The following is a 21,928-nucleotide window of genomic DNA, read 5'->3' on the forward strand; positions in this document are numbered from 1 at the left end:
TTCAATTTTTAATTGTTGATTATTAACTATTAATTATCTAATTATGAGCGATTGGAAAGACCGTCTGAATGTGGTATATTCTACCAATCCGGACTTTAAATATGAAAAAGAAGGCGAAGAGGAACAGGATACCTTGCCAAAAGAAAAGCAGGCATTACGCATCTCCCTGGATAAACGAAACAGGAAGGGAAAAGCGGTCACACTGATTACCGGATTTATCGGCACTGCCGAAGACATGGAAGCGTTGGGTAAGCTGCTGAAAGTGAAATGTGGTGTCGGAGGTTCTGCCAAAGACGGTGAAATCATCATACAAGGCGATTTCAGAAACAAAATACTGGAACTCCTGCAAAAGGAAGGATATGCCAAAACACGCATTATTTGACGATGAAGTAAATCTGCATGTATATAAAGCATCGGCAGGCTCGGGTAAAACTCACCGCCTGACCGCTGAATATCTGTGCCTGCTATTTTCATCACCCTTTGCCTACCGGCATATATTGGCTGTAACCTTCACCAATAAGGCTACGGACGAGATGAAAAGGCGTATCATCGCCGAACTGGCAAATCTGGCACTAGGCCGCAACTCCGATTACATCGGATTATTAACCCATGAGTACAGCTTCAACGAAGAGCAACTTAGAAAAGAAGCCTATGACATCCTTGTACGAATCCTACACGACTATTCAGCCTTTTCGGTAAGTACCATCGATAAGTTTTTCCAGCAAACCATGCGGGCCTTTACCCGCGAAATAGGATTGGGAGGAGGCTACAACGTGGAACTGGATACCGACAAAATATTGGGAGAAGCCATTGACTCCATGCTCTACGATCTGGAAAGCAAAGATAACAAACAGCTGCTCGACTGGCTCATCCGTTTTTCGGAAGAAAAAGTGGAGAATGGCGAAACATGGAATATCCGCAACGATATACAATCCCTATCGAAAGAGATATTCAAAGAAAGTTTCAAAACATACAGCAATAAGGTACAGGAAAATATCTCCGATAAACAGCTGATGACAGACTACAAGGAGATGCTTTTCGCCATCATCCGGAACTTTGAAAAGACTTCACAGGAGACAGGCGAAAAAGCCCTGAATATAATGACCCGCTACGGGCTGAAACCCGAAGATTTTAAAGGAGGTTCGCGTTCTCCCTTCTTCTCATTCCTGAAATGGGCTAACGGCACGATAGAGGAGCCTACGAATACCTTCCGTACGATGGCTGACGAAGTGTCCGGCTGGTACACGGCAAAAACCGGAGCGGAGATCAGAAGCAAAATAGAAGACGCATATCCGGAACTGAATGTTTGCGTTTGCAGTATAATGGGCCATTACGACAATTCACGTACCTATCAGACGGCATATGAAATAAACCGCTATTTTTTCACTCTTGGAATACTGGGCGATGTGGATAAAAAGATTCGGGAATATGCCGCGGAAAACAACGTCATGCTGATTTCGGATACCACCGAATTGCTTAACCGTATCATAGAGGGGAATGAATCACCGTTTATCTACGAAAAGGTAGGAATGCGTGTCAATAATTATATGATAGACGAGTTTCAGGACACATCCGGCATGCAATGGCAAAACTTCCTGCCTCTGGTACGCGACAGCCTGAGCGGAGGTAATAAGAATTTTATTGTAGGGGATGTAAAACAGAGTATCTACCGTTGGCGGAATTCGGATTGGAAGCTGCTGGACGAACAGCTCGACAAGGATTTCGCTAATGAGGGCATTAATCACGAAACACTCGGCACCAACTGGCGCAGTTCATACAATGTAATAGCGTTCAACAATGCCATTTTTACTATCGGTGCAAATCTGTTGCAAGATACATACAACAAGCCTCTGCAAGACACGGATGATAAGCGGCTGCAACCTTTTTTCTCCCGCATAACCAAAGCTTATAACGAATTATATCAGGAAATACCCGAGAGCCATAAAAGCAACGAAGGGCATGTCAAAGTAGAGTTTATAGATACCGATGAACATGTGTGGCAGGATTATGCCCTGGAACAGTTACCGGAACAGATAGAAAGCCTGCAGGACAGGGGCTATAAGCTGAAAGACATCGCAATCCTCGTTCGCACGAAAAAGGAGGGTGCCGATGTAGCTAACCGCCTGCTGGAATATAAAAGCGAACACAGGGATGCAAAATACAGGTACGATATCATTTCCGATGAAGCGTTGTTTGTTGGCAACTCGAAAAGTATAAAGCTCATTATCGCCCTGCTGAAATACCTGCATAATCCACTGGATTCTTCCCTGAAAGCACTGGCGGTTTATGAATATTTCAAGTACAGCAACCAGCTAAGTGCAGAAGAAGCCCTGTTGAAATATTTTTCGTCTAAGGATGATCTACCCGAAGAGGTTAAAGAAAAGCTGAACCGTATCAGGGAACTGCCTCTATATGAAATGACGGAAGAAATGTTCGAATTGTTCCGCAATGCAATGGAAGACAACGAACAAATATACATACAATCGTTCCTCGATATGGTGCTCGATTTCACCATCCGCAACTCGTCGGATCTCGACGCATTCCTTAAATGGTGGGACGAAACAGGCGTAAGCAAGACTATATTTACTCCCGACGGGCAGGATGCTATCCGTATCATGACCATACACAAGTCGAAAGGACTGGAATTTAAAGTGGTACTCATTCCCTTTTGTAATTGGGAGATAGACCATAAGCTGGCAACTGTACTGTGGTGCCATCCGCAGGCCGAACCATTCGACCGGCTGCACCTTGTACCCGTAAAGTATTCGCAGAAACTGAAAAATACGATCTTCGACTATGAATATTTCGATGAACGCCTGCACGCGTTTATCGACAATATAAATGTGCTGTATGTGGCTTTTACGCGTGCCGGAAATGAACTGATCGTTTTTGCTCCGCGCCCGAAGAAAGATGAGGTAAGCAATATATCCTCTTTGCTGTGGGCTTGCGTAAATACATCTCCGGCCTTGTTATCCGGCAGGCGGACATATATAGACCTGCCTCAATATCTGGATGAAGAAAAAGGTATATTTGAAATAAATAAAATATATTCTCCTGTAAGAAAAGAGAAGAAATCTCTTGTTGAAGAAATAAATATAGACACTTTGTCCGGCACGCCGTATGACGAACGGGTAAAACTGCTATTAAAAAACAAGTATTATTTTTCCGATTCGGGACAACGCGACTATGGTACCCTGATGCACGAAATAGTAAGCAAGGTACAGACTCTGGAGGATATTGAAAATGCGGTGGAAGAGTATCATATATCGGGTGATATTACCCGGGAACGGAAAGAGACAATAATAAAACTGCTTAGGAATTATCTGTCCAATCCGGCTGTTTTGCCCTGGTATTCGGGAGAATACAAGGTATTGAACGAGGTCCAGATATTGCAACCAAAAGGCACTTTCAGCCGTCCCGACCGTGTAATGATGAAAGATAGCGAAGTAGTCGTCATCGATTACAAATTCGGGGAAAAGGAAGATAAAAAATACATCCGTCAGGTAAAATATTATATAGAACAGATAGAAAAGATGGGATATACGGATGTAAAAGGCTATATTTGTTATCTCGCACTGGCGAAGACAATAGAAATCCGATGTTAATAAAAAATAGAAAATAATATATATGACGTTATTTAAATTTACTTTTATTATATCTCTGGCTATCGGCCTGATATCATGTAATAATAAAAATAAAGGAAATAATGAGCCTGCACCTGTAGAACAGAGTTTCAACAATGAGGAAATCATTAATAATTTCGATTTGAATAAAGGTTTGCTGATAGACCTGATGATGGAGATCCCTTCAGCTGTCTATACGGTAGAGGGTAAAGGTCAGTATTCTATATTGTATGTCCCGAAAACGGATAAAGGCGTACTAAAGTATAAAGACTTTGAGAAAAAGAATAATATACAATTGATTAAAGATTCGCTCGGAAATCTCTTTTATGATGACGAAACCGCGAGAAAAATAGACGAGATATTACGGAAAGATTTAGATATTAAAGACTTCTGCCTGTTTGGACGCTATATACCGGCCCAATACCTGGTGGCTGATACCTTATCATCCAAGGGCGACTATAGTGTAACCATACCATACGAAATGCTTATTTATAAACTCGAAGGCCAAAAATGGCTTCAGGTGAAGCAGGTGGTTATATCGGACATAATGAATTACGATTATTACGAGACATTAAGTACCTACCGGAAAATGATGGAGAAGGAAGACGGCCAGTAATGATCTCAATATATTTCACCTTTTACTAAATCGATAAAAAGTTCCGAGAGTTTTTTTGTAACTGCTTCGGCATACACCTTACCCTTCTCGGCTGTGGACTTTTTCGGATTTCCAATGCCTGTATCTTGTGAAACCTGTGCCCAGTTGCGCGGAGTCCATCCTGTACCGTCACGCAGTGTTTCCGGCTTGAAAGGGGTATACGCTCCATTTCCCGCCACGGATAAACTCACAAGTTCGGGATAATAATGCATCATTACCGATGTTTCCATTTCTCCGGCATGGTCGTCTTTTTCTTCAAAATATTCGGTTTGGGATAGTACAGCAAACCAATCGCTGACCACTATCAGGAAATGAGGATAATCAACAGCAAGGTCACGGACCATATTTTTGAAGCTATTACCTCCATGACCATTCACGATAACCAATGTATATATCCCCTGATAATCGAGAGAAGCTACAATATCCGTTAATATGGCTTTTTGAGTTTCGTACCGGGCATGCAGGCAAAAAGGCAGTTCCCGTTGCCCCGGATTCTGGGCGCCTAGCGGAACTGGCGGCAATACCATTCCTTTTATTTTTTGAGCATTATACGCTTTTATTACAGCATCCACCGATATACCATGCGCAAGGTAACAATCGGTGAGATATGGTAAATGATAGTTGTGAGGTTCGGTAGCGCCCCAGGGAAGGACGGCAAAATCATAAACCTGTCCTTTTATATCATTATATATGGAAGCCTGTATATCGAACAAAGAATTCATGTGTTTTCGTCTTTAGGATAAATAGAATGACAAAGCTAGTAAATGATAATGAATTTCAGACAATTTTATCTATAGAAATGAAGCGGTTAGCTTGCAGTTCTTTGAAGTATTGATTAAAGCAGTTACGGGTTACTTCGCCCTAGGGCAGTTACAAGTTGTCTGGCGTTTTGTTTTGTTCCACGCAAAGACGCAAAGTTTTACATCTTACGAGTTGTTGACTGATGACTGTTTACTGATGACTGTAAATAGTGTTACCTTTGTTACCTTTTTTAAGAGTTACAAGTTACTTCGCCCTTCGGGCAGTTACAAGTTACGAGTAGACAAGATACAAGTAGATGAGATACGAGTCACGAGTTGTAAACTAATGACTGTTTACTGTTAACTGAAATAAGTGTTACCTTTTAAAAGCTAAAACAAAAGTCACAAAAAATCAAATGATGATTGTTTCCCGGTAATAAAATCACGACCTTACTCAGGGCTACTGCATTCTGTAAAAAATAATAGCACGGACTATAATATATCCGTGCTATCTATCTTATTTTCAGATCAAATGCACTACCCTTTCTCTGAGTACATTTATCATATCAGCGGTCATCTTCTCCAGATCATATTCAGGTCTCCAATCCCACTCCTGGCGGGCGCAGGTATCATCCAGTGAGTTGGGCCATGAATCGGCAATCGCCTGCTTCAAAGGGTCGACATCGTATTCCATCTCAAAATCCGGATAATGCTTCCTTATGGCCGAATATAACATTTCGGGATCGAAGCTCATTGCCGCGATATTGAACGAATTGCGGTGGATCAGCCTGTCTGGATTAGCTTCCATTATGTTGATGGCGGCATTCAGGGCATCCGGCATATACATCATATCCATAAAAGTTCCGGCCTTCAACGGACAGATAAACTTCTCCTCTTTCACCGCATTGTAATATATCTCTACGGCATAGTCGGTAGTTCCACCTCCCGGATGGGTAAGGTTGGATATAATACCCGGAAAACGTACCGAACGGGTATCCACCCCCCAGCGGTCATGGTAATAATCGCTAAGCAATTCGCCCATCACTTTGGTTATACCATACACGGTTTTCGGGCGCTGAACTGTATCCTGAGGCGTCCTGTCCTTTGGTGTATCAGGCCCGAAGGCGCCGATAGAACTCGGAGTGAACACAGCACAATTAAACTCCTTAGCTACATCGAGGCAATTCATCAGGCTGCCCACGCCCACATCCCATCCCAGCTTAGGATTTTTTTCGGCCGTTGCTGACAATATAGCAGCCAGATTGTAGATGGTATCTATCTTGTATTTCTTCACTGCATCGGCGATCTGTTTTATGTCGGTGGCATCTATCTCTACGGTGGGGCCCCAATCGAAAAAACCATCGGGATAAGGCGGCTTATAATATCCGCAGATTACATTACTGTCGCCGTAAATCGAGCGCAATCTGATACTTAGTTCCGAGCCGATCTGACCCGTACTGCCTACTATAAGAATGTTATTCATCGTTTATTTAATGGTCGCGGACCTGCTTGTACTTATGGTTGAAATATATATCCTTTATTCTGCGAATTTAAGTCCGTCCAGCTTATTCCATGCTCCACGGGTGAAATCCGGAATTTCTACCGGGGAGCTACTGTTATCCAGAGATATTTCGGTAAGAGGTATCAGGCTGCACCATTCAGCCAGGTCATAGACGTCCATATCCAGCGGCAGTCCTTTTTGGAGACAGTAGATCAGGCGGTAGTCCATGATAAAGTCCATGCCGCCATGCCCTCCTACCTGTTTTGCCTTTTCTTCTATGTCTTTTGCTATCGGATGTTTATATTTCTGCATCAGGGCTTTGCGTACATCATCGGGAACGAAACTGTGTGCGTTCAGATTTTCGTGATTGGCTGCGACCTCAGGGTCTATCGCTCCCCCATCGAGGGCATAACCTTGAGTCGGATACTTATTGGCAAAGCCTTTTGTGCCTGTCAGTTGGTACATACGGCTATAAGGGCGCGGCGAATTTACATTGTGCTCGATAAGGATGGACTTGCCTTTTTCCGTGGAGATAAGGGTTGAGGTATGTTCCCCGTTCCGGAAATCCTTTACCTCTTCGCCTGTTTTCTCTTTTATGAAGTTTATACTTGATAGCTGTTTTGCATCAACCGATACAAGGTAATTCAGCTTATCTCCGCGGTGTATGTTCATGGCCTGGCATACAGGTCCGAATCCATGTGTAGGGTAGAGGTCGCCCCTGTGTTTCCTGTTATAATCCATGCGCCAGTTGTTCCAGTACTGGTTCCAGAATGGCTGAAGCCCGTGTATATAGGCTCCCTCCCCGTGTACAATCTCACCAAGCAGTCCCTGCTGCACCATGTTGAGGGTGGTCAGCTCGAAGAAGTCATAGACGCAGTTTTCGAGTTGCATACAGTGCTTGCGGGTTTGTTCTGAGGTATTGACCAAAGCCCATATCTCATCCATGGTCATTGCCGAAGGTACCTCAATGGCGACATGCTTGCCATCCTTCATCGCCTGTACACCTATTGTGGCATGGGACTTCCAGTCGGTAGCTATATAGATCAGGTCTACATTTGGCAGGGCTGTTACTTTACGCCATACGGAAGTATCTCCATAGAATTCCTGAGCCTTGGGAAATCCCCTTTTTTCGAGCATTCTGTTTACTTTCCCCGTGTTTTTTTGTTCCACGTCGCACAGGGCAATTATTTCCACGCCGTCTATATGTGTCATGCGTTCCACTGCACCCGGGCCGCGCATACCCAGCCCGATAAAAGCTACACGTACCATAGGTAGCGGATCAGTCCTTAGTTCGAGTACATCTGTTTGTCCGGCAGGACGTACAGGAACCGGTATTTTAATCACGTTCTGGGCTTTCGGTTGCTGGCTGATGCTCATAGCGATAAAGCCGGCGAATAATAAAAATAATATCTTCTTCATTTCTTATAATTTTTTTAATGGTTTTTATTATAGGAGGATTTTTCCTTTTTATCTTCCCTTACTTAATCTTTATGTCGCAGACAATTCTCCCGATGACGGAGAGCATCTCATCATAGTTTTCCTCCATAGACAGCAATAGTTTATACTGCGCCCGGGTTCGTACCAGATTATGCGTCTCATACTTAACCTTGTAATAATTATCCCCATCGATGTAATCCATCAGGAAACGCAGTACCTGTTCGAAGGTAATATACAGGGCGGAGAAAGCGAGATTGTCAATTTCCGGTTGCGTCAGGAAGGACGATGCTTCCGACAGGTATCCTCTGGTATAGCTCTCAAAGATATCCATCTTCATATACACATTTTCAAGATTTTCATCATCTTCCTTTCCTGCATTTGTATATGAACGTATGGCATCGCCATAGTCGTTCAGGCACATGCTGCTGAGGACGGTATCCAGGTCGATAACGCATAATACTTCTCCTTGCCTGTCGAACAGTATATTGCTGATCTTGGTATCGTTATGGGTAATCCTGACGGGTATTTCCCCGGATTCGAACTTTTTCCATAAAGCCAGCATCTGACTACGGCGGCTCTCTATCCAGCCGATCTCCTCTGCGACCTGCGCTTTGCGTCCGGCCGGGTCTTTTCCGAGGACTTCATCCCACTGTTTCAGGCGGAACCGCATATTATGGAAGCCCGGTAATATATCGGCCAGCTGTTCCTTCATACCGGCCAGCATAGCCTGAAACTTACCAATCCCCCTTCCGCCCTGCGATGCCAATTCAGGGGAATCGGCATAGTCATAGGCAGTTGTATTATCTATAAAGAGGCAGGCAGCCCAGTATTCGCCTGCGGCATCTTTATAAAACAGCCTGCCGTCTACCGTCGGTACGACAGTCAGGGCCTCTCTTAGCGGATCGCCTCCCCGTTCAGAGATTATCTTCTTCAGATGCGTGGTTACCTTATGGATATTATCCATCATCGCGGGTACATCCCTGAAGATATTCTTATTCTTCCGCTGGAGGATATAGTCGGGATTATTTCCCTGCGTTTCAACGAAAAATGTATCGTTAATCAGCCCTTCACCCAGCGGGCGTATTTGCAGTATGGGACCGCTGAATAAAAAATGAGGGACTATTTTTTCCAAATTCATATTCATTCGTATTTTTATTCTTGTTCTTTCTCTTTCAATATCCTTACCTGCCGGTTTCATGCAGGCATCAGTGTGTTTTCTATTTTAAGTCAGGGCCTGCTGATAAGAGCCTTTCTCGCCTTTATTAACCTGTTTTAGTTTTATCTCGATTACAAAAGGTTCACTTAGTTTCTGAATGTCAGCCGGAAGAACTATGTCATAATAAACGGAGCCGGATTTATCCCGTCCTCCATCCCTAATAACAGCAGCTTTTTTAGTCGGTTTAAACATAGCGTTCTCTATCACATAAATCATGTCTTTATCTTTGCTTCTCGGGACTTTTATTCTCAGAAGATTATTCATCGGTTTATTAAACACTGTAAGATAAGTAATATCGCCTTTTGCGGTCGAATGTCCCCAGTCCTGTTTCTCAAGTACGGAATGTTGTACTCCATACACGGCGTCTCCATTTACTGACATCCAGTTTCCTATACTCTTGGCAATATCCGTTTCTTCCTGACGGATATTACCGTCTCCGTCAGGCCCGAAATTAATCACAAAATTTCCATCCAGGGAATTGGCTTTCACAGTCATTTCAATCAGGTCATAAGGCGTCTTCACGTAAGTCAGGGACCAGTCACGGTGGTATCCCCACTGGTTTTCAGGTATTGTCATTACGCAATCCCAGTCGAAGCCTTTGGTTTCTGCCAGGCTGTTGGGAAGATTACGCTCAAAACGCTGATCGTAATCGTCTATCAGGTCTCCGTTCGTATCCTCATGGCGTTTCCCGTTTTCATCCGCACGGAAACGGCTGCCGATAATCAACCCCGGGTGCATATCCCGCAATTCCGTACCGAGCGCATCCACCCAGGCGGCTTCTTTCATCCATGCGCCATCCCAGGAACCGTCGAACCAAAGCCCTTTGACGGTTGGGTAATTTGTCAACAATTCTATCAACTGATTCCGTGTAAATTCCTTAAATGTTTCGTAGCCAGCCTTGTCTTTTTCATTTGAAATCGCTGTATATCCTGCCCAGTTAAGTCTGTCGTCGTTCGTGATTGCTGTTCCCGCCTGATAGCCGGGATGGCTCCAGTCAATAATGGAAAAATAAAGATATACATCGATGCCTTCGGCTGTATATGCATCTACCAGTTCCTTGACTATATCGCTCTTATACGGGGTATTCGCTATGGTATAGTCAGTATATTTGCTCGGCCACATGCAAAAGCCGTCGTGGTGTTTTGTGGTAAATATCATATATTTGGCACCCATCTGTTTAGCTTGTTTCGCCCATTTTTTTGCATCGAATTTTGCAGGATTGAACTGTTTGTACAGATTATCGTATTCTTCTTTTGTTATTAATCCCGATGTACGAAACCATTCGGCAGCATAATGCGTCGTTTTACCGTTCCACTGGCCGCCGGGGATCGCATAGACACCCCAGTGGATAAATTGCCCCAATCCGTACTCGCGCCAGCGCTGCATATCGGCATCGGTACGTTTTCCGACACGGTGTGCCCCATGTTTTAAGGGTATTCGCATTTTTTTTTCAGGAGATTGAGCGATGCTTTGTAAGAAGAACAGTATGCAAAATAAAAGTGTAAAAAAATGTATTTTTTTCATTATGTTGATATTTTTAATTATTCAGTTATTATCTACAAGCCAATATGCTCCGCCGTTTTTTTCTCAGGCTGTTTAGTATTCGCTGCTTTTTTACTATCCGGTGAATAATTCCATACAATCTTGTCGCTATATTCTTTTCCGTCTTTCACTGCCTTGGCTTCTATTACGTTCTCCCCTGTATTTAATTTTATATTGTTAAAAATATAATGCACCGGGGTCGTTCCTTCTTTAAAATTGGTGATTTCCAATCCGTTGACAAACAATCGCGGAACACCTATATTAGAGTATACGGTAACCGGGGTCACTTCATTTTCCCGCTCGATAGCCCTGCGTTGAGTCAGGTATAAAACAGGTTCCTTGCTCCAGTTTGCTTTATACCAGTAAAACGGATCTTTTTTTATCTTACGGTCAAACGTCACAAGACCTTTCATATTACGCGCTTCCACGCCTCCCTGTGTATTGACAGGCGTAGCAAAATCAAATGTATTCCATACATAAGAAGCGAGCAGGTAAGGATGTTTGGATATAAAACCCCACTGTATCTCATGAAACTTAGTTGAAAACGTTTCAGGATAGAACTGGGAAAAATACCTCCCGAACTCGCCGACTACTTCTTCCTGCTGGTCTACATTGGCTTCTGCACCATATTCGGAGAATATCACTTTGTAACCCGGAAAATCTTTTTCCATACCTTTAATCCATTTTTCCACATCGCTTATCTCCCCGCTGTACCATCCGAAATAATGATTTATCCCTTGTATATCGGCGTTCAGATTGGATGCCTGGTCAACCTTCGAATAACCGCTTACCGAAACCGTGTATCTGTCCGGGTCTTCTGTTTTTGCCAGATCATTCAGGTCTGTGGTAAGGGAAACTGTATAATCGTAAGGTGTGTAGACTTCGTTATGCAAACCCCAGACATAAATGGAAGGATGATTGTAATTCTGGCGGATAAGTTCCGTAAGCTGTTGTCTGGCGTTCCCGGATTCCCGGGTACTTACCCTGTTCACAAAAGGTATTTCAGCCCAGACAATGAACCCTATACTGTCGCATTTTGCATAAATCCTTTCGGCCTGCTGATAGTGGGCAAAGCGGATTGTCGTTGCGCCGATTTCCTTTATGATTGCCAGGTCAGTATCGTGCTGCTCATTGGTCAGGGCGCTGCCTGTACCCCACCAGTCCTGATGGCGGCATACCCCATACATGGGAACCTTTTTGCCATTCAGGTACATACCGTCGCCGGCTTTCAATTCAAAATGCCGTAATCCCAAAGGTTGTATCACTTCATCTATGACCTTATTATCCGATACCAGTTGTATAACGACTTTGTACAGGTATGGGTCTTCAAGTCCCTGCCACAAATGCGGGCTCTTTAATGCAAACTCCTGTACAAAAAATTGTCTTCCCTGGGGCAGGACGGTAACAGGCATTTCCTGCTTTGATTTGACTTTTCCGTCCATTTCATATATAGTAGTCAGTAAACGGACATTTTTTGTGTCGTGATTCTTGTTTTCCAGTTTAATTTTTACGCTTATTTCGGCTGACTTATCCGAAACATTCTTCTGGCTTATATAAATTCCCGGCGAAGCATAATCGGTAACGGTAATATTCAGCTTTTCCGTTACAATAAGCTCCATAGGACGGTAAATTCCGCCATAAACACCGAATAAAGTATGATTTACGGGTATAACATCCGGTCTGGAATTGTTGTCCACTTTTACCAGTATCTCATTTTCCTGTCCGTATCGTAACAGCTTTGTCATTTCGATTACGAAAGCGGAATATCCTCCCTTGTGGTTTCCCGCAAACACTCCGTTTATATAAACCTCGGCTACCGCCGCTACTCCTTCAAATCGTAGGAACACCCGTTTATCGCCTAATGACGGGTCGGGAGTGTATGTCTTTCTATAATAGGCTTCGCCCGCATAAAACGTATTCTTCTTCACCTGCATGTCTTCAGCGTTCCAAGTGTGTGGGATTTTAACAGGCAGCCAGTCTTCGTTCAATGTTTTAGGTAAATCTTCGGCCTTCTTGAATAACCACCCGTCATTGAACGGCTGGCTATCGCGACCATAGGCCTGAATCAACATAAATATACAAAGTAGACTTGGAAGAAATCTTTTCATGATATAGTTTTAGTTTAATCGGATTCGGATGATAAATATATAAAAACCGTACCGGTTGTTACCTGGTTTGGATTTGCTCTTATTGGCTTTCTTTTTGCTCTAATTAATATTTTTGATAAAAAATCCTTTCAGATGAGGCAAGCCAAACCTGAAAGGATTCTGCTGATACTTCAATCTATCTAACCTAAAAACATTTATTTTTTATTTTTCAGGCCAAGCTCTGCAAACTGCATTGTGCTTCCGCCGGAGTTATCCCATTCATCAAACCTCATTTTTAGATACCGGTAACGGACTGCCGCATCCAGGGTGATTTCATTTACCGTGGCATTAGGAAGTCCGACGTGCTCCTTAACCGGGGTGAAGGTACTTCCGTTGTCGCTTCCATAAAACGATACGGCTTTTGTATTTAAAAATGCCTGAAAATTTCTGTTGGTCAGGACAATCGTGTTAAATGTCATTTGCTTCCCAAAATCTATGACAGCCCATACTTCCTCACCTGTGGCCGGTACTGAAACTCCCCCGTAACTTTTGCCGGGTTTCACCATTGACAAGCAAGTCGACAGGTCTCCGTCCACAAGACTGCCCGGGGCGTTTGATATTGCATCGTCCGCCGGAAGAGGATGTGATGTCGTTACCGACCAGTTTCCGTCATTTATAACATCTTCGCTTTCGAAAGTATATGTTCCTCCGGTATTTACCAAATGGTATGAGTAGGGTTGTGAAGTGCTTTTTGCGGTTCCGTTCTCCATTAGGATAGTTACACCCACTTTATAGTCGAAACTATTGACTTTCATTTCTTCGATTGGAATATCCAGCTGAAAGGTGTTCCCTACAGGCTTGGCCACAAAAGCCACGCTCGTATAACCATGCGAGCCTCCCAAAAACGTTTCGGATACATTGTAAAATCTGATGATTACATCCGTTACCGGAACGGATGCGATGAAGTTGCCTTTCACCGTGCAGGTACCGCCGTTTATTTCCACGCCTGAAATTTTTAATGAGGCGGTAACAGTCTCATAAAACGTTTTCTTCGTAAATGAAGATAGCTGGCAATTATTCATGATAGCTGCGCTTGCGTGATGCATAAATGTGGCAGTCTTACCATAAGTCTGATTTCCTGCTCCCATCAATGACATTCCGAAATCCACGTTGTTCTTTTGAGAATTGGTCGGCCCCACATGCGGTTCGTTTAGCGCATGACCGAGTTCATGAAACATACCACCAATAGAATTGTTGGTAATGCCGCCAACTGGTTTTATCGGATTACCCGTAATAGGATCTCTTTGCATATTTTCGTATGCCATGCCTTCATATTCATAGGCAAAGCACCACTTGCCGAGTCCATAGAAAGGCGTATCTTCGTTTGACCCGTTTATGGCGGTGAGTACAAGCGTATGCTCACTATATTTTGTCAGGCTATTCTGTGTATAGTACTCATTTATTTCCGTAATCATCTTACTCCCGCCTCCGTCATAAGGATAGTCTGCTTTTTTACCCTTCGCATTTATTTTAACAATATCCACCATGCCATTTTCATCTAACGGTAATCCGAAACTTTTTTCATCATATCCCCAATACTTCATCCACTTGCAAATATATAGCTGATGCTTTAACAATAATGTACTGATCCGCTTTTTATAACCCGGATTTTCTATAATATCGGACGGAACGAAGTAAACCACATTCAGTTTGTACGGATAATTATCGTTGTTGGGATCGCCTTTTACATCATAAAGCACATCGGGGCTTATTTTTGAAACAACGGTTACTGTATTCGATTTTATATTCCGGGCCTGTGTCTCGCCATAGAATATACTTTGGGTATTGAATCCGCTGTAATTCAGACCGGATAGTTCTTCATCGGTAATACCGGGCTTTAGGCTTGTTTTTATGATTATAGTAATGGTGGACGAACCCAGGTAACTGTACGAACCACTGTTTTTTGCAAACGAAACCTTTATCGTATTTTGGTCGATTGTGACCTCTGTCTGAGTAACCGTCGCACCTTTCGAGTCGGTAACAGTAATATTGTCTGCCGACAATATGAACAAACTGCTGAAAGACAGTTCCAGAGAAGGTTTTGACCAGTTGATCGTTTTCCCGTTGAATTCTAATTGGGAAGAGAAGTTAAGTTCTTCGTCAACCTCTGTCAATTCAAAGGATTCTTTGCCGTTAACCGTTTGTTTCAGGCTGACGTCTGTCAGGTCGGCATACACCGGTGGGTTTTCCGGTTCTTCATTATTGTCGCTACACGAAAAAAAAACGCAGAATAAAATCCCTAAAGTAAGCAACAGGTAGAGTTTGTTCTTTTTATTCATGGTATATTTTTATATAATTGAACAAGAAAGACATAGGGCAAGGCGATAATAACCTTGCCCTATTTATATAAAGAATATTTATTCGATTACAATTTTCCCTAAACCGAATTCGGCTATTTGCATCGTATTGCCACCGCTCGTATATCCGGCACCGGGATAATCCGGATGCTGGTATTTATCAGTAGCATAATTCTTACTTTGCACAGCCAAGATTACCTTGACATAACGATAGGTAGATGGGGTTATTGGAATAATATAAGGCTTGTCCTCAACCGAAGTAGCATCACCTACATACGAAACTTTTTGCGGTACCCAAACTATATTCGCATTATTTCCGGCAGGTTCGCCAGGGGCTATTACGGTAAAATTAGTACCGTCATTACTACCTTCTATTATAATACCGTACACCCGCAAATAATTGTAGTTATTGGTACCTACAGATCCATTGGTATTAGCATATGTTCCACTCCGGTGTGACCATTTGATATACTCAAACTCTTGCGCTGTTTTCATATCAACAATAAACGACGGTGCTTCGGAATCTGCCGGAGGTTGTTGTCCGGCTGCGTTGCCGCCAGGTTTCACTAATGACAGGTATGAACCGGATTGACCGTCGAACATATGTTCGGGTAAGCCAGTTACGGGACTTTCTTTTGTATTGCCGTCCCACGCATAACCATAACCATTGTGGGTCTGTGTGGTTACTGTCCAGTTTGTCCGGTCTATATCCACCGGAGTATTTGTCACATCTAATACGCTTACATTCCAGTTTACCGACAGGTTACTGCCGTCGGTTGTCCTGATCGTTACCGTTGTAGAACCTACACTAACGGGAGTTACAATACCAGCCGCATCAACCGTAACAATAGCTTCATCATTGGATGCATAGGAAACGGCTTTATTCCAGGTATCTGCCGGAGCGAGTGTTACATTGGCAGCCAAATCGAAAGGTGCGCCTCCTATTTTCAGCTGCTTATTCTGTGCAGCTGCGGCTATATTGATCGCAGTGGCTTTCACCATATGGTCTATGATATTCACTATAAACCGTGTGCTTAACCCCGACCCGTCTGTCGCGCTGACTATCAGGGTATCTTTTCCAAAAGATTTCGGTTTAAGAAGTCCGCTTTCGGTTACAGTCATTAATTCCGGATGCTTATTAGTAAAGGTTACTTTTTGGTTTTTAGCGCTTTGAGGTAAGATTACCACATTAAGCTGTAGTTCTTCGTTATCTTTGAACGAAATTTGCATAGACGGCGTTCCCGTACTTACATAAACGGCTTCCTTTACGGCTATTGAAGTAACTTTTCCATCATTATCCGGTTCAAACCCCTGCGGATCACAACTGCTAACCAGCATAATAACTGCCAGAACTGATAAATATATAATTTTCTTCATGTTTTATTATTTGACGGTTACTAATTAACGTTTTATATCTTGCCATTGGGGACTTTGCGTCAAATTCTTGTTTAACTCAAGTTCCTGCAAAGGAATCGGATTATAATAATACTTGTCGTTCCATTTTACAACACCATTTGTTACATTCGGACTTTTCGGATAACCAATGATAAAGCCTTCACTGTCTACAAAGACATCCGAATTAAGTGTCGCTTTCGGCGCATCCTTAGCTTTGCTTGTGTTTGTTCCGTCATATAGTTTTTGTTTTTCTGCCGTAAATTTCATGCCCCTTATAGGCTTTTCTATAAATTTACCGGCTTTCCAGCGTACCAAATCTTCGCGGCGAAGACCTTCCATAGCCATTTCTATGCGGCGTTCGCGGCGTATTTCACGAAGTATTGGCCCAGGAACATATCCGGCATATTGCTGATACAGATTGTCCAGACGGGCGTCAGCAGGGATATTCTGTAAAGTCAGCTTGCTGTTGGGATATTTCGTGAAGTCAAAACCGGCCCGCAGGCGTAAGGCATTGACGGTAAGATCGAGGTCTCCATTGGTAATTGTACCCAGTTCTGCTTTGGCTTCCGCATACATCAGCAAAGCTTCTGCATAACGGAAAATCAGTGCTGTCTGCGTTCCACTCGTTGTAGAACCATTGTCTATTGGTTCATTTGTCCAGTGTTTGATAAACATATAGCCGGTGACACAAGGACCGCCGGTCGGCGTCTGGTTGGCAGTAGGACAATTGTAAGTGATTTCGGGATATTTAAGGCCTTGCAGCGTCTGATTAATTACGCCACCGTTTTCGTCCCTGTTGAAAATAGTAATGTATTCACCCGGTTTCACTACAGTTTGCCGCAGGCGTGGATCACGGTTATCCAGTTCGCGCCAGTCGTCACCGTCATAACCTTTGAAAAGCGGGCTTGAAGTAACCGGTAACCCGTCTATACATAAATATTCGTCTATCAGGTCTTTCGTTGCCCCTTTACAATATCGTCCGCTGGCATTTCCTCTGTTCATACTGAAGTAGCGGGAAGTTCCGTGCCCGAGTTTAGAGCCGTCATATACACGCGCGAGAATCGCTTCTTTGTGATCGCCGCCTGTCATCCCATTCAATTTGAATAGGTGCCAGTAAGGGTCATTCCCTACCTCGCTCGGTACATTGTATAATTGGTATTTACCGGAAGATATGATTTCATTACATGCTGTAGCGCATTCCTGGAGGAACCGGTTGGCAGTCGCTTGCAGGTTCAGTTCCGTATGATATTTGCGGAAAGTGCCTTCAAACAGACAAAAACGCGCTTTCAGGAAATTTGCCATATCACGGTTGATACGCCCGGTCGCCCCTACCTGAGTGCTTGTATACTGTACGGCATAGTTGAGGCATTCCAGTATCTTGTCGGCAAGTTCTGCACGGGAAGTACGCGGAGAATACAATTCGGGAGAATCTATATTCAAATCCTTCTCCAGCCATGGTACTTCACCAAAAGCGACTATTTTTTGGTAATAGTCCCAAGCCTTGAAGAAATAGGCTTCCGCTGCATATTTATTTAAAAGTTCCGGGCTGCTCACAGATCCTTCCGCCTCACGATAGTGATTGAGGAAATAATTAATGGTACGCAGATTATTCCATCTCCAGCCTGTGTTGTTGGCATCATCAAGCGAAGTTGTCGCACTGGACGGTACCGGCCAGGTATCTTGCATACGATTTACAATATCGCCGGAAGTGTTGCTGAATCCGATGGCATTGTCGGTAAATATATCGCCATACATAATCTGGCTTCCACGCGTAATAAAAAACGGAGGGCTGTAAGAATAGGCGTTGCCTGACTGATGCCCCTGCGCATATATATTATACAGCTGATTAAGGTACAAAGGCAGGTCGCCTTCGTTCTTCAAAAACACGCCCTCGGCGAGGTCTTGGATAGGATCTTGCTGCATAAAAACATCGTTACACGAGCTTAACGCGAAGCCTGTCGAAACACAACCGATCGCTATATATTTTATTATTTTTTTCATAACTTGGTTCATTATTAATGTTTAAAAAGTGATCTGAGCGCCCAGAGCAATCGTCCTTTTCTGAGGATAGCTGTCCGAAATCTGGTCCGGGTCGAAAATTGATGGTACTTCCGTAATCTCAAACAGGTTGTATCCCGACAATGTAAAGCGTAACTTTTCGACATGCAGTTTTTTCAGTAAAGACGCCGGAACGGTATAACCTAATACTGCCTGCTTCATACGCAGGTAAGCTCCGTTTACCAACCAGCCGGTCTGGACGGATGGCGCCCCTGCCGCAGACCTGTAACGAGGAAAATTCGCGTCTGTCTGATCGGGTTTCCATGAGCGCTCGTACATCCATTTACTACCGGCATTGTTAGTACCTCCACCCCAGTAAGTTGTACTGCCTATCCATAAATCACGTTTAACTACCCCCTGCAGCAACATGCTGAGGTCGAAACCTTTCCACGAAGCTCCCAGTGTGACACCGAATTTATAACGCGGTGTATTGTTCCCTATAATCCGCCTGTCTCCCGGATCGTCGGCAGTGTTGGAGCCTGTGTTGATGACTCCGTCGCCATTCAGGTCTTTCAGCCACGGATCGCCCGGATAAAGATTGCCCGAATGCTGGGGACCATAGAAAACATATTGATTGCCATTTAGCACGAGGTCTTCCGCCTGCAGAATGCCACCTGTCTCATATCCCCAGATTTCACCTACGGTCATACCATTATAGTACATATAGTCACCTAGTGTTTTTATAGCATTGGACGGATAGTTCAGCACTTTGGTCACAGCATCTGACAGGACAAGTCCTGCATTATACTGCAAACCGTTGGCTAATTTATCTTTCCATTCCAATGTAAGTTCCCATCCTCTCCCCCTGATGACGCCGGAATTTTCACGAGGTGGTGTCGCACCCAATAAATTCGGATACGCGGCGCTTCCTTCTACAAGAATATCGGAAACTTTGCGTTCGAATATATCCAATGAAAAATTCAAACGGTTAAGGAAGGTCGCATCCAACCCAAAGTTGGTGGTTGCCGTTTTTTCCCAGGTCAGATAAGGAGACACCAAATTAGGCGCATTAACCGTGTTACTCCAATTCCCACCAATCCAGTAATTGGAACTTGTTGAGCTCATTGATGGCTGATATGGGTAATAGGAATCGGGTTGGCTACCAAGTTTACCATACGAAACCCTTATTTTCAGGTTTGAGAGCCATTCTTTCGAAACATCCATGAATTGTTCTTCCGATATCCTCCATCCGGCAGAGAAAGATGGAAAGAAAAAGTAGCGTCCGTCCTGTGTAAAACGGCTGCTGCCATCGTAGCGTCCGTTTACTTCGAACAAGTATTTATTAGCATAATTATAGTTGATCCTGCCAAACACTGCTCTTCCGGTTCTCTTTTGTGCCGAGGTTTCCATTGTATTTAAAGTCGGGTCTTCCGTTGCATTAGGATTTAAGACATCCGGTGAAAATAGATTACGAAGGTTAAGAACAGACTGGCTGTATTCCACATATTCCTGATTGAACCCGAGTATAGCCGAAAGTGTATGCTTTTCTTTGAATGTTTTGTTAAAATCTGCATACACATTGATTTGGTAATTGTCGGTAACATCTTTCTCAAATCTTCCGCGGTTTTCTTTATATTCTTGCTGTTCGCTTACCGGTGACCATGTATAAGTGATATAGTAATGCGAAGGGTCTTTGCGCCTCATTGTGCGCCCTTGCGGTAGATAGGAAAGATCCGCCTTGAGTTTCAACGTATTCGGGATAACAATAAATTCCGGAGATACGGATAAAGCTGTAGTCCATCTGTTTGTAACCGTCCTGTTGCCATAATCCAGCCATGCGAGGTAATTATCCGTCCATTGTTCACCGCTCGGATCGGAAGCCAGTGTTTTGATAGGCATATTGATATTCTTGTCGGCGTCCTGTTTCAATACAGACCATATATTCCCCTTGTAACTAGGTACATATGGCTCGTCATAACTGTAACGATTATAATTAACCTTTGTTTCGAGGTTAAACCAGTTTGTTACTTTCGCGTTAAAGCGAGTAGCTATATTGTAGCGGTTATATTTATCTTCGCCTATCTTATACATACCATCTTCGGAGAGGTAACCCAGCGAAAGATGATAGGCAACTTTTTCCGTACCACCTGATATGCTCAGGTTGTGTTTTTGTGTCGGGGTCCAGTCACGCACAACCAATTTGTAAGGATTCATATCTCCTACCCATACGATAGAATTTCCGTTCATCATATAACGATTATCTGGATTGTTCGGGTCTGCCATATATTTCTCTATGGCTTCCATTTTTCTCTTATCCAGATCACTGACAGTACCAAGCGTCCATTCTGAGTTTTGCATTACAAAGCGTTGAATTTCGTATGCATTCATAATATCGGGAAGAGCCGAAGGTTTATCCCATGAAATATCGTAACTGTAACTTATTTTTCCTTTCTGATTGAACTTACCCGACTTGGTGGTGATCAGCACGACGCCACGGCTCGCTTTTGTCCCGTAAATAGCAGAAGCCGATGCGTCTTTGATGACGCTCATACCCTCTATGTCGTTTGGGTTCATTTGATTTACCAATGTAGAACTCATCTCTACTCCATCAACCAGAATCAATGGTTCTCCATTTTTTAATTCCCATCTATTGTCAGTTGAATTGTAATCAATCGAAGTAGTTCCACGGATATTAAAGTTTGGCACAGTGGAAGGCTTTCCATCACCCATAGTAATATTCAGGTTAGGGACAACACCTTGTAATGCCTGCCCGATATTTGTCACGGGCCGGTTTTCGAAAGCTTCGGCTCCTACCGCACTTACAGCTCCGGTAAGATTCACTTTCTTTTGGGTACCGAACCCCACAACTACAACCTCATCCAACAGCTTTGAATCTTCCGCAAGCTGCACATTAATCACAGTCTTAGAGCCTGTCTGAATCTCCTGCTTCGCATATCCGACCAGTGAGAATACCAAAACGGCGTTTTGATCGTTAACGGTGATATTATATTTCCCATCAACATCGGTCATCGTTCCTTTAGTCGTATTCTTTACGGCGACACTGACCCCTATGAGAGGTTCGTTCTTATCGTCCGTTACCGTTCCGCTAATTGTCTGGGCTTTGATACAAGCTATCGACATAAAAGTGAATAACAGTAACATGAATATCCTGCCAGAGGATAATTCAATAACACATTTCTTTTTTGATAAATGTTTCATATAACATAGATTTAATAAGATAAATGAATTTTGGTATCATTTCGGGTTATGAATACTGGAAATTCTAAGGTTACTTAAGTATAAATGCAGAACAAAGGATGCTTATCCGGAAACCTGAAAGTTCCGGATAAGCATCCTTTGTTCTCTAATAAAAGAAG

At 43.4% G+C, this 21,928-nt stretch carries 13 protein-coding genes; 3 read left to right on the plus strand and 10 right to left on the minus strand.

Going from position 1 to position 21,928, the window contains the following annotated elements; translation table 11 throughout:
• The first annotated feature begins 43 nt into the window (after positions 1 to 43).
• Genes ACYQ3L_RS10315 through ACYQ3L_RS10325 form a run of 3 tightly spaced genes read left to right on the plus strand, consistent with a single transcriptional unit; the run spans position 44 to position 4,239 of the window.
• Complete coding sequence (locus tag ACYQ3L_RS10315; protein WP_379995559.1) at positions 44 to 382, plus strand: translation initiation factor; 339 nt, start codon at positions 44 to 46, stop codon at positions 380 to 382.
• Positions 360 to 3,605 (plus strand): UvrD-helicase domain-containing protein, encoded by a 3,246-nt coding sequence (locus ACYQ3L_RS10320; protein WP_379995557.1) that lies wholly within the window; start codon positions 360 to 362, stop codon positions 3,603 to 3,605. Before ACYQ3L_RS10315 ends, ACYQ3L_RS10320 begins: the two co-directional genes overlap by 23 nt.
• 22 nt (positions 3,606 to 3,627) lie before the next feature.
• Positions 3,628 to 4,239: a hypothetical protein gene (locus tag ACYQ3L_RS10325; RefSeq protein ID WP_379995554.1), complete on the plus strand. Its 612-nt coding sequence runs from the start codon at positions 3,628 to 3,630 to the stop codon at positions 4,237 to 4,239.
• 5 nt (positions 4,240 to 4,244) lie between these two features.
• On the opposite strand, the gene ACYQ3L_RS10330 is transcribed toward ACYQ3L_RS10325, so the two are convergent.
• The 10 genes from ACYQ3L_RS10330 to ACYQ3L_RS10375 all read right to left on the minus strand — a co-directional run bounded on the left by ACYQ3L_RS10330 (position 4,245) and on the right by ACYQ3L_RS10375 (position 21,770).
• Complete coding sequence (locus ACYQ3L_RS10330) at positions 4,245 to 5,000, minus strand: creatininase family protein (protein ID WP_379995552.1); 756 nt, start codon at positions 4,998 to 5,000, stop codon at positions 4,245 to 4,247.
• 541 nt (positions 5,001 to 5,541) lie between these two features.
• On the minus strand, positions 5,542 to 6,501 hold the full coding sequence (locus ACYQ3L_RS10335) for an NAD-dependent epimerase/dehydratase family protein (RefSeq protein ID WP_459952400.1): 960 nt from the start codon (positions 6,499 to 6,501) through the stop codon (positions 5,542 to 5,544).
• Between the two features lie 54 nt (positions 6,502 to 6,555).
• The gene (locus ACYQ3L_RS10340; protein ID WP_379996180.1) at positions 6,556 to 7,938 is read right to left on the minus strand and encodes a Gfo/Idh/MocA family protein; all 1,383 of its coding nucleotides are present in this window, start codon (positions 7,936 to 7,938) and stop codon (positions 6,556 to 6,558) included.
• A 58-nt stretch (positions 7,939 to 7,996) separates the two neighbouring features.
• Positions 7,997 to 9,100, minus strand: a complete 1,104-nt coding sequence (locus ACYQ3L_RS10345) for a phosphotransferase enzyme family protein (RefSeq protein WP_379996178.1) — start codon at positions 9,098 to 9,100, stop codon at positions 7,997 to 7,999.
• Between the two features lie 78 nt (positions 9,101 to 9,178).
• The gene (locus tag ACYQ3L_RS10350; protein ID WP_459952401.1) at positions 9,179 to 10,615 is read right to left on the minus strand and encodes an alpha-L-fucosidase; all 1,437 of its coding nucleotides are present in this window, start codon (positions 10,613 to 10,615) and stop codon (positions 9,179 to 9,181) included.
• Between the two features lie 113 nt (positions 10,616 to 10,728).
• A complete protein-coding gene (locus ACYQ3L_RS10355) occupies positions 10,729 to 12,822 on the minus strand; it encodes a glycoside hydrolase family 2 protein (RefSeq protein ID WP_379996174.1) in 2,094 nt (697 codons plus the stop codon).
• 194 nt (positions 12,823 to 13,016) lie between these two features.
• Positions 13,017 to 15,140 carry a discoidin domain-containing protein gene (locus tag ACYQ3L_RS10360; protein ID WP_379996172.1) on the minus strand — a complete coding sequence of 708 codons (2,124 nt, stop codon included), beginning with the start codon at positions 15,138 to 15,140 and terminating at the stop codon, positions 13,017 to 13,019.
• Between the two features lie 78 nt (positions 15,141 to 15,218).
• On the minus strand, positions 15,219 to 16,535 hold the full coding sequence (locus ACYQ3L_RS10365; protein WP_379996170.1) for an Ig-like domain-containing protein: 1,317 nt from the start codon (positions 16,533 to 16,535) through the stop codon (positions 15,219 to 15,221).
• Positions 16,536 to 16,559: 24 nt separating this feature from the next.
• Complete coding sequence (locus tag ACYQ3L_RS10370) at positions 16,560 to 18,554, minus strand: RagB/SusD family nutrient uptake outer membrane protein (protein WP_379996168.1); 1,995 nt, start codon at positions 18,552 to 18,554, stop codon at positions 16,560 to 16,562.
• Between the two features lie 21 nt (positions 18,555 to 18,575).
• Complete coding sequence (locus ACYQ3L_RS10375) at positions 18,576 to 21,770, minus strand: SusC/RagA family TonB-linked outer membrane protein (protein ID WP_379996165.1); 3,195 nt, start codon at positions 21,768 to 21,770, stop codon at positions 18,576 to 18,578.
• Positions 21,771 to 21,928 lie beyond the last annotated feature (158 nt).

Source organism: Dysgonomonas termitidis (assembly GCF_054657735.1).